12 protein-coding genes and 1 pseudogene are annotated in these 14,771 nt (G+C 37.5%); 5 read left to right on the top strand and 8 right to left on the bottom strand.

The window, feature by feature from the left end:
• Positions 1-482 precede the first annotated feature (482 nt).
• The 3 genes and pseudogenes from D0T53_RS13070 to D0T53_RS13770 all read left to right on the top strand — a co-directional run bounded on the left by D0T53_RS13070 (position 483) and on the right by D0T53_RS13770 (position 3,826).
• Positions 483-1,778, top strand: a complete 1,296-nt coding sequence (locus D0T53_RS13070; RefSeq protein ID WP_163268627.1) for a SpoIID/LytB domain-containing protein — start codon at positions 483-485, stop codon at positions 1,776-1,778.
• A gap of 191 nt (positions 1,779-1,969) precedes the next feature.
• Positions 1,970-2,470: pseudogene (locus D0T53_RS13655) on the top strand (MFS transporter); the annotation flags it as partial.
• Positions 2,471-2,479: 9 nt separating this feature from the next.
• On the top strand, positions 2,480-3,826 hold the full coding sequence (locus D0T53_RS13770; protein WP_370457836.1) for an MFS transporter: 1,347 nt from the start codon (positions 2,480-2,482) through the stop codon (positions 3,824-3,826).
• A gap of 74 nt (positions 3,827-3,900) precedes the next feature.
• On the opposite strand, the gene D0T53_RS13680 is transcribed toward D0T53_RS13770, so the two are convergent.
• From D0T53_RS13680 to D0T53_RS13110, 7 genes are all read right to left on the bottom strand, one after another.
• Positions 3,901-4,902 (bottom strand): FKBP-type peptidyl-prolyl cis-trans isomerase, encoded by a 1,002-nt coding sequence (locus D0T53_RS13680; RefSeq protein WP_163268631.1) that lies wholly within the window; start codon positions 4,900-4,902, stop codon positions 3,901-3,903.
• A 107-nt stretch (positions 4,903-5,009) separates the two neighbouring features.
• On the bottom strand, positions 5,010-5,510 hold the full coding sequence (locus D0T53_RS13085; RefSeq protein WP_163268633.1) for an OmpH family outer membrane protein: 501 nt from the start codon (positions 5,508-5,510) through the stop codon (positions 5,010-5,012).
• Positions 5,511-5,579: 69 nt separating this feature from the next.
• Positions 5,580-6,095: an OmpH family outer membrane protein gene (locus tag D0T53_RS13090; RefSeq protein WP_163268635.1), complete on the bottom strand. Its 516-nt coding sequence runs from the start codon at positions 6,093-6,095 to the stop codon at positions 5,580-5,582.
• An 89-nt stretch (positions 6,096-6,184) separates the two neighbouring features.
• On the bottom strand, positions 6,185-8,866 hold the full coding sequence (locus tag D0T53_RS13095) for an outer membrane protein assembly factor (RefSeq protein WP_163268636.1): 2,682 nt from the start codon (positions 8,864-8,866) through the stop codon (positions 6,185-6,187).
• A gap of 51 nt (positions 8,867-8,917) precedes the next feature.
• On the bottom strand, positions 8,918-9,676 hold the full coding sequence (locus tag D0T53_RS13100) for an isoprenyl transferase (RefSeq protein ID WP_163268638.1): 759 nt from the start codon (positions 9,674-9,676) through the stop codon (positions 8,918-8,920).
• Positions 9,677-9,693: 17 nt separating this feature from the next.
• On the bottom strand, positions 9,694-10,356 hold the full coding sequence (locus D0T53_RS13105; RefSeq protein ID WP_255489452.1) for a DUF6089 family protein: 663 nt from the start codon (positions 10,354-10,356) through the stop codon (positions 9,694-9,696).
• Positions 10,357-10,461: 105 nt separating this feature from the next.
• A complete protein-coding gene (locus D0T53_RS13110) occupies positions 10,462-11,874 on the bottom strand; it encodes a DUF6242 domain-containing protein (RefSeq protein WP_163268642.1) in 1,413 nt (470 codons plus the stop codon).
• A gap of 134 nt (positions 11,875-12,008) precedes the next feature.
• Here D0T53_RS13110 and D0T53_RS13115 point away from each other — a divergent pair, with 134 nt between their 5' ends.
• Both D0T53_RS13115 and D0T53_RS13120 read left to right on the top strand, forming a co-directional pair.
• Positions 12,009-12,392, top strand: coding sequence for a diacylglycerol kinase (locus D0T53_RS13115; protein ID WP_255489450.1), 384 nt, complete (start codon positions 12,009-12,011; stop codon positions 12,390-12,392).
• An 87-nt stretch (positions 12,393-12,479) separates the two neighbouring features.
• The gene (locus D0T53_RS13120; protein ID WP_163268647.1) at positions 12,480-12,980 is read left to right on the top strand and encodes a DUF4251 domain-containing protein; all 501 of its coding nucleotides are present in this window, start codon (positions 12,480-12,482) and stop codon (positions 12,978-12,980) included.
• Positions 12,981-13,020: 40 nt separating this feature from the next.
• Here D0T53_RS13120 and D0T53_RS13125 read toward each other — a convergent pair whose 3' ends face one another.
• The gene (locus D0T53_RS13125; RefSeq protein WP_163268649.1) at positions 13,021-14,352 is read right to left on the bottom strand and encodes a dihydroorotase; all 1,332 of its coding nucleotides are present in this window, start codon (positions 14,350-14,352) and stop codon (positions 13,021-13,023) included.
• Positions 14,353-14,771 lie beyond the last annotated feature (419 nt).

Consider the following 14,771-nt stretch of genomic DNA (forward strand, 5'->3'; position numbering starts at 1 on the left):
AATTAAAAATAACTCGCAGCTAAAGCTGCTCAAACAGCTTTTAATTTTTAACGCCTTTGCCGCCTGCATGCTTTGTCCGTCGAAGCTAAGGCCGCTCTCAGAAAATGCTTCGCAAAAAGGACCGACCTCGCCGTATGTGCGGGGTTCCCGCTTAGCGAAGTGAACGCCCGGAACAAAAAGCTGTTTGAGCATAGCCTGACTTAAAAGTCTGCACAATATTCTGTGCGAGTTATTTTTTGTTCAGTGAACAAGCTAAACAGCGGGTCGCACAGCAGGCGCAGTCTTGATTTTTTGGTTCGTTTTGCATCAAGGCAAAATGAACGAAGGCAAGCATCGAGAAGATGCGCGGCAGTAAATAAGCATAATTTTAAAAAACGATAAATCCGTCAGATATGTCAGGTTTTTATTTTACTATATGTTTCACTATATTGCAACAGGGATAAAACTCTACATTGATAGAATAAGTAAATAACATTCAGAAAATGGAACCAAAAGTAAATGTTGGTATTTTGTGGGATAAAAAGATATCGTTTATCTTAAATTCAGACTACTTGTGCAATGGACATATTATAAAAGGCGAATATGCGGTATGCATCGAGAATGGAAAAATAAAATGGAATAGTAATTTGCACGAGCAATTGTTGTTCGAGCCTCAGAATACAGAAGCATCTTTCACTTTAAAAGATGTAGTTATAGGTATTAATTTTCATTGGGAGCGAAAAGAGAACCAACAATTTCGAGGAGCATTAAAACTTATTCCGAACAATGGGCTAATCTATGTGATTAATATACTCCCGATTGAAGATTACCTGACAAGTGTGATTTCGTCCGAGATGAGTGCTACAGCTTCGCTCGAATTGCTAAAAGCGCACGCAGTAATATCGCGAAGCTGGCTTTTAGCGCAAATATATAAAACAAAAAAAACTTCGGGTAACGGTGCACAATGTGCAACATTTACAAAAACCGAAAACGAAGTTATATATTGGTACGATAGAGAAGACCATACCTTGTTCGATGTATGTGCCGACGATCATTGCCAGCGTTATCAAGGTATGGTAAGGGCGTCGGCAAACCTGAATATTGTAAAACAGGCTATAACTGAAACTCGTGGCCAAATACTTATGTCGGGAGGAGAAATATGCGATGCCAGATATTCGAAATGTTGTGGCGGAGTGGTTGAGGAGTATCAAAATGCATGGGAAGATGTCAGGTATTCGTATTTAGTGAAATTAAGGGATAGCGGTAATTCACAAGATTTTCCCGACCTGACTCAAGAAGACGAAGCACAAAAATGGATATTATCACGCCCTCCTGCATTTTGCAATACTCAGGATAAAAGAATATTGGCACAAGTGCTGAATAATTACGATCAGGAAACTACCGATTTTTATCGCTGGAAAATAGAATATAATCAAGCCGAATTATCAGCATTAGTAAATAAACGTTCGGGTATCGATTTCGGAACAATAACCGATCTCATCCCTATCGAACGAGGAACATCGGGGCGGTTAGTGAAACTCAAAATTATAGGAACCAAAAAAACAATGACAATTGGTAAGGAATTAGAAATACGGCGTATTCTTTCCACATCGCATTTATACAGTTCGGCATTCATTGTAGAGAAAAAAGAATCGTCATTTATCTTACATGGAGCAGGATGGGGACACGGAGTAGGTTTATGTCAGATAGGAGCTGCTGTTATGGGCGAAAAGGGTTACAACTTCCGTCAAATTTTGCAACACTATTATGTAGGTGCTGCTATCGAAAAACGTTATTAATTTAAAATATTATATTAATATATAATTCTAGAATAAGTATGGTTGAAACTACTTTGAAAAAATCATTTTCGGATGACACTTACAATCTATTTCAACTATTAATTAACAACGTGATAAACAAACAAATATGATATACTATTACAAAATAATAGAAAACTATAATAAGTATGCGTATTCCATAAAAAAATATTATGAAGACAGATAAGAAATCGCCATGGTTTTGGGTTCCATCGCTATACTTTGCCGAAGGGTTACCATACGTTGCCGTAATGACCATTTCGGTAATTATGTATAAGCGTATGGGTATCTCGAATACTGACATTGCATTATATACAAGTTGGCTGTATCTGCCATGGCTGATAAAACCCTTCTGGAGTCCTTTTGTCGATCTTCTGAAAACAAAACGTTGGTGGATTTTTACTATGCAGCTGTTGATAGGAGCTGGGCTTGCTGGTATAGCGTTTACAATTCCATTACCTTTCTTCTTTCAGGCTACTCTGGCTTTCTTCTGGCTATTGGCATTTAGTTCGGCAACACACGATATAGCTGCCGATGGATTTTACATGCTAGCTCTCGACTCGGGGAAACAAGCAATGTTTGTCGGCATCCGAAGTACCTTCTATCGTTTCGCTATGATAACAGGTCAAGGCTTACTTATCATATTGGCAGGCTTTTTGGAAACCTCTTCAGGGAAGGAACCTGTGAATATCTCGGTAGAAGTTTCTCCTGAGTACACTCAATCGGCAATCCTTATACCCGAAATCAATGATGCTAAAGAAGAAGCCCATAAGACGTACTTCGTAACCAGTAGTAATATTGTAAAAATAGGAACAGCTAATACCGATAATGACAGCATTCTGTCATTTCTAGAGTCGCTGAAAGAATTAAATGTCCGCAATAGCTTCATTCCTGACGAGAAACGAAAAGAGGTTTTAAAAGGAGGTAATATAGGTTGGTGGACAACAAATATATCACAACCTTTAGGCAACTGGATAAGAAATAACTTTGGAGAAGACAACTCGCAAGAGAAAACAAAGCAAGAGAAAAAAGGAAATATAGGCGTCGTCGCTATTAAATTATCGGCGAAACCTGCCGAAAGCGAAAATATAATATTGAATACATCGCTAAACAGTGGAGATGAAAGCATATCGATAATACATGGCGAACGCCTGACCTTTAATCAATCTAATTGGGATAAGCCGGCTTATATGGTTTTCCAGATAGACTCTCAATTAACGCATGCCAGTTCAGCACAGTTTAAAGGCATTTCGGGTAATATTCCGTTTGCATGGTCTATTACTTTTCTGGTAATGGCAGGTTTGTTTGTTGTTCTTGCTATATATCATAAATATATCTTACCTAAACCCGATTCAGATAAAGCTCACCTTCAAACTTCTGCAAAGTCAATTCTCAGAGAGTTCAGGTTAACTTTTGTAACATTCTTCAAAAAACCTCAGGCATTGGCTGCTATTTTCTTCATGCTCACGTTCCGCTTTTCCGAAGCCCAGCTAATAAAGCTTATCAATCCTTTTCTGCTCGATCCGCAGGATATTGGAGGCTTAGGTCTCACAACAGGTCAGGTTGGCTTTGTCTACGGCACTATAGGAATAGTCGGGCTGGTATTAGGAGGCATAACAGGCGGTTTTGCTGCATCGAGAGGCGGCTTGCGTAAATGGCTTTGGCCAATGACGTTGAGTATGCTTCTAACATCAGCCACATTCCTTTATTTAGCATATTTCCCTACCACCGATCTTCTTATTATAAATGCATGTGTATTTATCGAACAGTTCGGCTATGGATTCGGATTTACAGCCTATATGCTATACCTCATGTATTATTCCGATGGGGAGCATAAAACAGCTCACTACGCTATGTGTACAGGGCTGATGGCATTGGGTATGATGATACCCGGCATGTTCTCGGGATGGCTACAGGAATTATTAGGATACAAACACTTCTTCATCTGGATAATGCTTTGTGGCATTATACCTGCTATTGCAGTAGCTTTGCTGAAAATAGACAGTAATTACGGAAAAACAAAACAGTAACCTGTAATGCAACAAAAACCCAGCACAGTTCTAATCTGGCTGGGTTCCTATATAGCAAATATGTTGTTACTTTATTACTTTACAATATCAAGTAATTCTACTTCGAAGATAAGGGTAGAATAAGGTTTGATAGGACCTGCACCAGTTGCGCCATATGCCAAATCGTAAGGTATATATAGTTTCCATTTCGAGCCAACAGGCATTAGTTTAAGAGCCTCGGTCCATCCTTGAATAACCTGACTAACACCAATCTCCAAAGGTTCGCCTCTTTGCACGCTACTGTCGAATACAGTACCATCAATCAAACTACCTGTGTAATGTACTTTAACACGGTCATCCTTCTGAGGCTTAGCCCCAGTTCCTTCTGTCAATACCTCGTATTGCAAGCCAATAGGTAAACGTTTTACCTCAGGACGTTCTGCATTTGCTTCTAAGAATCTTGTGCCTTCCTCCTTAACCTCGGCATATTCTTGCTCAACCTTCTTGTTTCTCGTTGCTGCCTCTGCTATTTTAGTCTCCTCTGACTTCTTTCTTACTAATTCTGACGGATTCTCTATTACAAGATCATTGCCATTCAAAGCATCCATTATTCCGGATAAAAGAATTTTTTTATCAAAAGTTCCGTTATTTTCACCTAAAAACTGAGATGATGCCATTGGAATCATTTCAGATGTCTGGCTTCCGAAAGAAATGCCTTTCATATACATTTGCTTATCTTTTTTCGTTGCATTATATGCTTCTGTAAAGCCTTTGATAAACTCAGGTAAGCTTTTTTTGTTCTGAGCATTAATCGAGTCAATTTTAAAAGCTTTTTCCTTTCTCAGTTCGTTCTGTTTAACCGGATCTGTTTCTTGCGAAATCTTAGCGTTATAAGTTGTACTTACAGTTGTTGTATCGCTCAACACCTTCATTTGATAAAGAGCTTGCATCATTCCATCTCGGGTTAAAGCGGCTCCATATGCATATGCAATTGTGTCTTCAGCAGTTTTAAGAACTACAGGTTTCTGCTTTTTCTGAGCGAAGAGATTACTTCCTGCAAATAACATGATAATTGATAGTAGAAAATACTTATTCATCCTATATAAATTTAATATAATTAGTTGTATACGTTGTGTTATAGAAAAAAGTCAACCCATCCCTTTGAAGAAATGAGTTGACAAACTTTATGTGTTTAAATCGTATATTACTTGATACCAAGTTTTGCCTTTACAAAAGGGGCAGCATCTATAGCTGTTGTGCTAACATAAGGAAGAGCACCAGCCTCCATAATATAAGTAAAACCTTGCTCGTCTCCTACTTCTTTCAATGCTTTTTGGAATTTTTGTTGAAGAGGAGTCAATAATTGTTGTCTTAGTTCGCCAAATTCTTTATTGCTGTTCTGAACATAATTTTCATACCTTTCCTGAATTTGCTCAAGTTGTTTTTGGCGATCAAGTATAGTGCTCTGAGTCAATGAATCAGTATTTGTTTCCTGAAATTCTTTTACTCTTGCATTATATTCGGCTTCCATTGAAGCGATATTCTTCTTAATTTCTTCGTTTTTACCCGCAAGCTTAGACTCTATGTCCTTTAACTCAGGCATTTGCATTATCGTTTCTTCCGAATTGATATAACCCAATTTGTTTTGCGCAAAAGCCCCTATAGGTGCAACCACAAACAAAAGAATGATTAATTTCTTTAGCATAGTTTCTTTTTCTTTAATTTATTATTTTATTCTTTATTATTTATTCTTAGTGGCGACAAATTTAATTATTTATTTCGAATATCCCATTTTTGCAAGAACTTCGTTACTAATGTCAATACGAGGCGAAGCAAATATTACGCTAGAAGCCGAGGCCCTATCCAAAACTAATTGATATCCTTTTACGTTCGAAATCTCTTTAACTGCATTATATATTTCGTCTTGTATGGGTTTAACCAGAGCCTCACGTTTTTTAAAAAGCTCTCCTTCCGGGCCGAAATATTTACGTTTAAGTTCTTGTACCGATTTTTCTTTTTCAACTATAGCCTCTTCTCTTTTCGTTTTTTGTTCAGCCGACAAAAATACCTGTTCCGATTGGTAAGTCTTATACAGATTCTGAACCTCTTGTTGAGCTTTCTCTACTTCAGCTTGCCATCTCTTTGACATTACTTCCAACTGTTCGTTAGCTGTTTCGTAACTGCTTATATTTTTCAAAATATAATCCATGTCTATCAATGCAAACTTTTGTGCATATCCGGCTGTTGAAAATGCAATAAACAAACCGAAAAATAAAATTATTTTTTTCATAATCGTCAATTTTTTGTGAACAAGTTATATATTATAGATGGATTAAGGGAATATTAGTTTATTCGACTTATTATAAATAATGTTAATAACTAGAATTCCTGACCTATCACGAAGTGAAACTCAGCACCATTACGTCCACTACGACTATTGGGAGCGTCAAATCCATAAGCCCAGTCGATACCCATCAACCCGATCATTGGTAACATTATACGTACACCAACTCCAGCAGAACGTTTCATATCAAACGGATCAAAGTCTTTTATATCGTACCAAGCATTACCTCCTTCAAGAAACGATAATACATAAATTGTAGATGAAGGTTCGAGAATAAGCGGATATCTTAATTCTACCCCAAGACGTGAATAAGCACTGGCTTGTGTTCCTAGCGAACCATTTTCGTACCCTCTCAATCCTATCGTTTCGATGGCATAATTAGAATAATACCCCGACATACCGTCTCCTCCAACATAGAATGTTTCGAATGGAGATTTTTTATGTTTATTGAAATATCCTACCATACCAAACTCGGCTCTAGTCATTAATACCGGAGTTTTGCTTGTTAAAGATTGCGATATAAGCGGAGTAAACGTTTTAGACTGGAATTTCCATTTATGATATTCAATCCATTTATATTTCCCACTTGCTTCAAAACCATACTCGTCTGCCTTCATTGAAGCATAATCCTTGTTATCGAACAACGAGAACGGAGGTGTTATACGCAAACCTAGCGAGAATTGCGATCCGCTACGGGTAAATACGGGGTTATCTATTGAGTTTCTTGAAAGTGTAAGGTTTAAGCTCAAATTGTTTGCATTACCATTACGAACAAGGAAGTAATCCCAATTTCTCATTCTGTATAACTGGTACGAAAGTTCTGCCTGGAACTGGAAATAGTCATCGGGCCACCTTAAACGTTTACCATATGCAACCGAAAGCCCGAAAGTTTCGAAGGTTTTATCAGGGTCTAAAGCGCTATCGTACCAACTGTTATCGTATCCCGATCCGTAACCGTAACCATAGCCATAACCATAATTATAGGCATTGTTACTATAGTAATTACTATTAACATCGGTTTGACGAGAATAAAAAGCTCCTACCGATAACATATTGGGTCGTTTACCTCCAAACCAAGGGTCCATAAACGATACAGAATACGATTGGTAATATTTAGCATTAGTTTGGGCACTTAACACAAGTGTTTGTCCTTCACCCTGTGGTATTATACCTTTATAAGCCCCGGGATTAAATAAATTTTTGATAGAAAAGTTTGTAAAACGAAGACTTAAGCGTCCGATAATACCTGTTTGTCCCCATCCTGCCGAAAACTCGACCTGATCATTAGCTTTTGACACTAAGTCGTAGCCAATATCAACTGTTCCTGTTTCGGGATCGGGTTGAATGTCAGGGCGCAAATTCTCTGGGTCGAAATGTCCCATTTGTGCAACCTCACGCAAAGATCTCATCAAATCTTCCCGACTGAATAATGCTCCCGGTTTCGTACGTAATTCTCGACGAATAACATCTTCATACAAACGGTCGTTTCCGTTTATAAGCACTTTTCGTATAGTTGCTTGAGGACCTTCTATTATTCTTATCTCTAAATCTACCGAATCGTTCTCTAAATTAACCTCAACAGGATCGGCCGAATAGAATATGTAACCATTGTTATAATAAAATATATTACCAACCGACTCTTCGTCTTCGGTAAGTTTTTGGCGTAATTTTTTCTGATTATAAACATCTCCTCCCTGCATATCTAACAGATGAGATAACTTTTCAGTTGGAAATTCTGTATTTCCTATCCAGTTTATATCGCGGATATGATATTGATTACCTTCGTCAATCTTTATCTTAATATCAATTTTCTTTTCGTTATAGCTATATACCGTATCCCAAGTTATTTCAGCATCTCTGTATCCTAATTCATTATATTTAGCTACAAGATTAGATTTATCCTCTTCGTAGTTTTCGGGTATATAGTTTGTTGAACGAAGAAAGTTGCGTATAAAAGACTTAAACGAATTTTTATGGCGTGTTTTTTTCATTGCTTTTTCGAGAGATGCCGATGGAACTTCGGTATTTCCTTCAAAGATGATATCGTGTACTTTTATCTTTTGCTTTTTATTTACGGCTATTTTTAATATAGCATGATTTTCTTTTGATAAGTCGTCGACCAAATCTACTTTTATTATAGCATCTTTAAATCCTTTACCTTCGTAATACCGACTTATAATAGATTTTGCACGGTCAATTTGGTTTGGGGTAATTTGGCTTCCTTTTATAACCCCTATCTTATTTTCAATATCCTGACGTTCGCCTTTTTTCATTCCGGAAAACTCTATATCAGAGATTCGGGGACGGTCTTTTAGTTGTATTTCGAGCCAAATTTTATCCCCTTCTATTTTTGTGGCAGCAAATTTGATATCCGAAAAAAGCCCTAACTTCCAATAGCGTTTTACAGCGTTAGATATATCAGAGCCCGGTATATCAATCCTATCGCCTACCGATAGGTTTGAAAATCCAATAATAACATAATCCTCGTACGAGGAGTTAACCAAGCCTGCAACCTTAATATCTGCTATCTCATATTTTTTCGGGCTTAGAGAATAAGTAATAACCGGCAATTCTTTATTCTCATCCGAAACCGAAGATGTGTTCTGAATAGCATCATTTACTGTTTTTAGTACAGTAGAATCGGCTTGTTGTGCATACGTTTTAGCTCCAAATACGAAATTAATCAGTAGTAAGACGAGTAAACCTTTTTTTAACATATAATCTCTTTTAGTATTACTTGCAAATCGTTAGAAACGTTGCTAAGCTTTTTACTTTTGTTGTTTATTAGTAATTTGTTCGCTTGTTTTCCCAAATCGGCGTTCCCGATTTTGGTAATCAACAATAGCTTCGTACAGGCTTTCTTCTCTGAAGTCCGGCCAAAGAGTATCAGTAAAGTATAATTCGGAATAAGCCACTTGCCATAGCAAAAAGTTACTTATCCTTTTTTCACCTCCAGTCCTGATCATTAAATCGGGATCGGGCATATCATTTGTTTCAAGATATTTTGTTACAGTATCTTCATTAATGCTGTCAACATCCGAAATATTTCCTTCGGCAACAGCTTTCCCTATTTTCTTGCACGCTTCAACTATTTCCCATCTTGATGAATAGCTAAGCGCTAAAACTATTGTTAATCCTGTACATGCTGCCGTTTTGTCAAGGCAGCCATTCAAGGCCTTTAATGTAGAATCTGGAAGACGACCGATATCTCCAATCACTTTCAGTCTTACATTATTCTTTAACATAGTAGGGGTTTCCAATGCTATGAACTCGATAAGCAAAGCCATCAACCTGTCAACTTCCTCCTGAGGACGATTCCAATTTTCGGTAGAAAATGTATACAAAGTAAGGTAGGATAAGTTCAAAGCAACAGCTGCCTCTGTTATTTTACGAACAGACACGGCCCCTTCCTGATGCCCTACAGTTCTGTCGTGTCCCCGTTGTTTAGCCCAACGCCCATTACCATCCATAATGATGGCAATATGTTGTGGTAACGTGTCTATATTAATATGTTCTCGAAACGACATAATTTATTATACATTTATCAATAACTTAAGTTACGACAAGGATCACCTCTCAGTCCAAAATCCCATGTTATAGTGAACATTGTTAATGAATACCAGTCTTTATTTTTCAAAAAGCTACTTTTTATTTCGTATGGATCTTCTAAGCCAAATCCATCTTTTTTAGGCTTATCGAACGAGTCTCCAAACAATTTTCGCAACGAAAATTCAAACCCTATATTTAAACGATCTTTAAGCTTATATTTCACACCCATCCCTATGGGTATATTCAGACCCAAAAACATATCATCGCCCGTAGCGGCAGTAATACCCAATCCGGTAAAAAGATATGGACTTATACGTTTTGTACCTAAATAAGCATATTTATCGCTATAAGCAAAAAAGTTAAATTCTATTTGCCCTCCCAATTCGATAAACGTACGGCTAAACGATACATCCTGCCCATCGGGAAAAGCATTTCCCGATTTACGGGTATCGCCCGACACACCACCAACAGCCAAATTTGCTTTGTAGGCCCATCGAAAGTCCCTATTATATCGGAATACAGCCCCTGCACCTAGGTTCATATTTTTAAATAAGGCTGTTTTATTAGCATCGCCCATGTAAAAGGCTGTCCCTGCCATCCCTCCGATTTCGTATTTATATTCTTGCGCAAAACAGATTTCCGAAAAAGAGAGGAACATGCAAATAAGAGAAAAGACGACTATTGTTGTTTTTACTTTCATTATTCTACAATGTTTCTTTCCTAAAAACGGAAAAATTTGCGTAAAATTATCAATACAAGGCTTTTATTTGCCTGCCAATCTATTTAAACGACCTCTCCATATATCGTAAAGAGGAATGTTTCCTTCAGATACTCCGCCGAATATCCATATATAATTTTCATTATCTGCAATTACCGATTGATTCTTACGAATCTCCATATCTGGATTAAGCTGTTGTTTAGACGAAACCTTTTTCCAATTTACACCCCACGATGGTGTTGAATAAAGACTATCGCCACTAAATGTATAGATAAAATCGTCGTAGAAGAAAGTTGACAAGCCTTTTCCTCCAAAACCTGCAATAGGCGATGATTCTGAAACTCCAAAACCATTACTTGTTTTTTCGAACAACCAACTTGAATTCAGTTCATCTCCATTAATATCAGTACCTCCAACAAGCATTAAAATGTTCGACCATTGGTTATCGCCCACATTAGTTAAACCAGTCATATTTTTAACAGGAAATCCAGCCTTTATCGAAGCATCGTCCGATACACCTGTACCCTGTATTCTTCTTACCTTTTCGATTGAAGATAAATCTTCGCTTGTGCCAAAAAACAGCTTACCATTATCTGTATAAGTTACTAATAACAGGTTCTTAACCTGAGCGCCACTTATATCCGGCAATATTCCAAGTATCGAATATATATTTCTTCCATTATTCTTCTGCATCCAGTATTGTCCATCTTCCGAATAGTAGGAATCTCCGGAGTCTGTTACCAGAAAAAATCTGCCATCCATAAATGTTATACCTTCTGTAGATATTCCGGATAAAGGAAGCCCCGATACAGACTTTTCTTCCCAAGTAAGGGGGAGTGTTCTGTGTGCAGTATGTAAAACCAATCCGCGACCGGACACAGCTGCATAAGCATAAAAAGTATCTTCGTTTACCAATATAACCTTTCTATCAGCAGGAGATATTACATTGGGCATTATTCCTGCCTGAGACCAAATAATAGTGTCGGGATCTATCTTATGTATGCGAATGTCTACATCATATTCTTTAGTGGAAGACCCGTCAGCTGCAGTTACTATAATCTTGAAATTCTTCGATATCTTAATAGAATCGGTATATGTCCAATCATATGTAGTATCATTAGGATAATCTAAAGTTATTTTGCTGGCTCCATATGTTCCGTATGTCAGCGTCATATACGCTTTATCTAACTTCATTCCATAGGGTAATGAGTCGGGATTATATATACGCTCTTTAACCTGGTCGATAGCGAACTTTGTTTTATTAAATTTGATAAACCTTATTGAATCCTGGGCTCTTGATAATGAGTCTCCCTCTTTTAAGTGTGTAGCTGCTAACTTGAATGAGTATATTTGGGCATCTTTCGATATTGTTGAGTAAGTGTATGATGAATTATCATCACCACATGAAAAAGCAAAAAATAATCCCACAAACAGAAAGACTATATATCTTAATTTCATCTTTTTAATTTGGTTTGTATAACTTTAGTCCACAAAAATAGAAAGATTTTCCACTATTTGTTCTACAAAAGAAATATTTATAATTTTTTATATTGAATTACTTATCTTTGGATTGACTATGATATTTTATGAAAATGAGTGAAAAATTTTCGATTAAAAAGCGAATAAAGAGCTTCAGTTATGCATTCGATGGACTGAAAGTATTGCTTAAAGAGGAGCACAATGCCCGTATTCATGCAGTTATAACACTAATAATCATAATTTTAGGATTGTTATTTGATATAAGCGCTACAGAATGGATGTTTATTTGTTTGGCAATAGGGCTTGTAATTGTTTCGGAAACACTGAACACAGCAATAGAGAACCTCTCTGATTTAGTATCCCCAACAAAAAACGACTTCATAAAAAAGGCTAAGGATCTAGGAGCTTTTGCAGTGTTATTCAGCGCATTAATTGCTGTAATAATAGGGTTATTTATCTTTTTGCCCCATATTATAAATCTTTTTATTAAAGTTTAAAACTATGAACTTTAACCATTCGTCTTTGTTTCTTACTCTGAGTAGAATAGGATATTAATATTTGTGAACCTTTAAAAACGGATGTTTATGAAAAAGCCAATTCTTATATTATTTATAGCATGTATTGCCTCTTTGTTATTGCTGCAAGGATGCAAAAGCAAGGAACTTTCGGTTGCCGACATAGCAAAACAAGCCAAATTTGACGAAAACATACAAAACCGGACTTATACTTTTGTTGCTCAATCGGCATTACCTATGGGGTTTCCTGCCGTAAACCTCTCCCCGGGATACACTGTAAAAGTTGACGGCGACGATATAGACGTATATCTACCCTATTACGGACGGGCTTACTCTGCTCCTATTAATACCACCGATGGAGGGCTAAAGTTTGTTAGGAAAGCTGATGAATACACCATGACGAAGAAGAAAGATAAATTTGAGATTACTATAGTAACCAGCGACAAAACCATGGGCGAAACAAAACTGTATCTGACCATAGGGAAAAGCGGATATGCAAATCTAAATGTGAGAGAAGTTAACCGTCAACCTATTTCGTTCAGCGGCATAGTAGAGATCGGCGATGAATAAAAACATAATAAACTCTTATACAGCTTATACAGAAAGCGCTTTACCCAAAGGAAAGCGCTTTTCCTTTTATATCGAACAGCTTGCCATCTTCGAACGCCAGTTGCCCATTAAGATAGGTTTTTTCGATTGACGACGAAAATACCTGCCCTTCGAATGGCGACCATTTACACTTATACAATATATTCTCGGGCGACACTGTATATTGTTTATTTGGATTTATAAGAACCAAATCGGCAAAGTAGCCTTCGCGAATATACCCTCTCCCATTTACCTTATATAATTGTGCCGGAGCATGACACATTTTAGTTACCACCTCTTCTTTTGTTATTTTTCCTTGTCGCGATAATTCGAGCATTACCTGTAACGAATGCTGAACAAGAGGTCCTCCGGAAGCAGCTTGAAGCGCTCCTCCCTGCTTTTCTTCCAAAAGGTGCGGAGCATGATCGGTTGCAATAACGTCGAGTTTCCCCGATAATAGGCCTTGTAACAAACCATCTCTGTCGGCCACTGTTTTAATAGCAGGATTCCATTTTATAAGTGTGCCGTATTTTTCGTAATCTTCGTCCGAAAACCAAAGATGATGTACACATACTTCACCTGTTATTTTCTTTTCGTCCAAAGGCTTTATGTCAAACAAACTTATTTCACGGGCAGTCGACAGATGCAATATATGCAACCTTGCCCCATATTTATCGGCTAAAGCCGCAGCTTCGGACGACGATTGATAACATGCCTCCTCGCTACGAATAAGCGGATGATATTTTACAGGAATATTATCGCCAAACAAAGCTTTATAATGAACTATATTTTTCTGAATAATCTCTTCCTTCTCACAGTGAACAGCAATCAACATATCAACTTCTGCAAAAATTGCCTGAAGAGCCTTTTGCTTATCAACCAGCATATTTCCCGTAGAAGAACCCATAAAAACCTTTATCCCGCAAACCTCTTTGGGGTTAACTTTCTTCAGTTCATCCAGATTATCATTGGTTGCACCTAAATAAAACGAATAGTTAGCATAGGCTTTTTCGTTTGCAATTTCAAACTTATCGTACAAAGCCTCAATGGTGGTAGTCTGAGGTTTGGTGTTAGGCATTTCCATAAAGGAGGTTACTCCTCCGGCAATTGCTGCTCTACTTTCGGTATAAATGTCTCCCTTATGGGTTAAACCCGGCTCTCGGAAGTGTACCTGATCGTCAATAACACCCGGTATAAGCCACAAGCCTTCGGCATTTACGATCTGAGCTTTGTCCAGTATCTCGACAGGAACAAATTCGTCATATATTTTTTTTATTGTTTCGCCCTCGATAAGAACCGATCCCGTAAAAGACTTTCCTTCGTTAATTACAGTTGCTTTATGGATAAGTATCATATGATTCTATTTTTAAACAAAAATAGTGTCTTTTGCCGAGATTAGCACCGAACAGGCAAGATAAATTTATTATCTCTCAATAATTCTACCCACATAGAATTAACATTCTGCAGCAATACCCCGAAACAACGATTATTGCAAAAACCTGACATATCTGACGGATTTATCGTTTTTTTAAATTATGCTTATTTACTGCCGCGCATCTTACCGATGCTTGCCTTCGTTCATTTTGCCTTGATGCAAAACGAACCAAAAGATCAAGACTACGCCTGCTGTGCGACCCGCCATTTAGCTTGTTCACTGAACAAAAAATAACTCGCACAAAAGATTGTGCTGACTTTTAAGTCAGGCTATGCTCAAACAGCTTTTTGTTCCGGGCGTTCACTTCGCTAAGCGGGTACCCCGCACATACGGCGAGG

The organism is Dysgonomonas sp. 216 (assembly GCF_010501065.1).
Taxonomy (GTDB): Bacteria; Bacteroidota; Bacteroidia; order Bacteroidales; family Dysgonomonadaceae; genus QVMM01.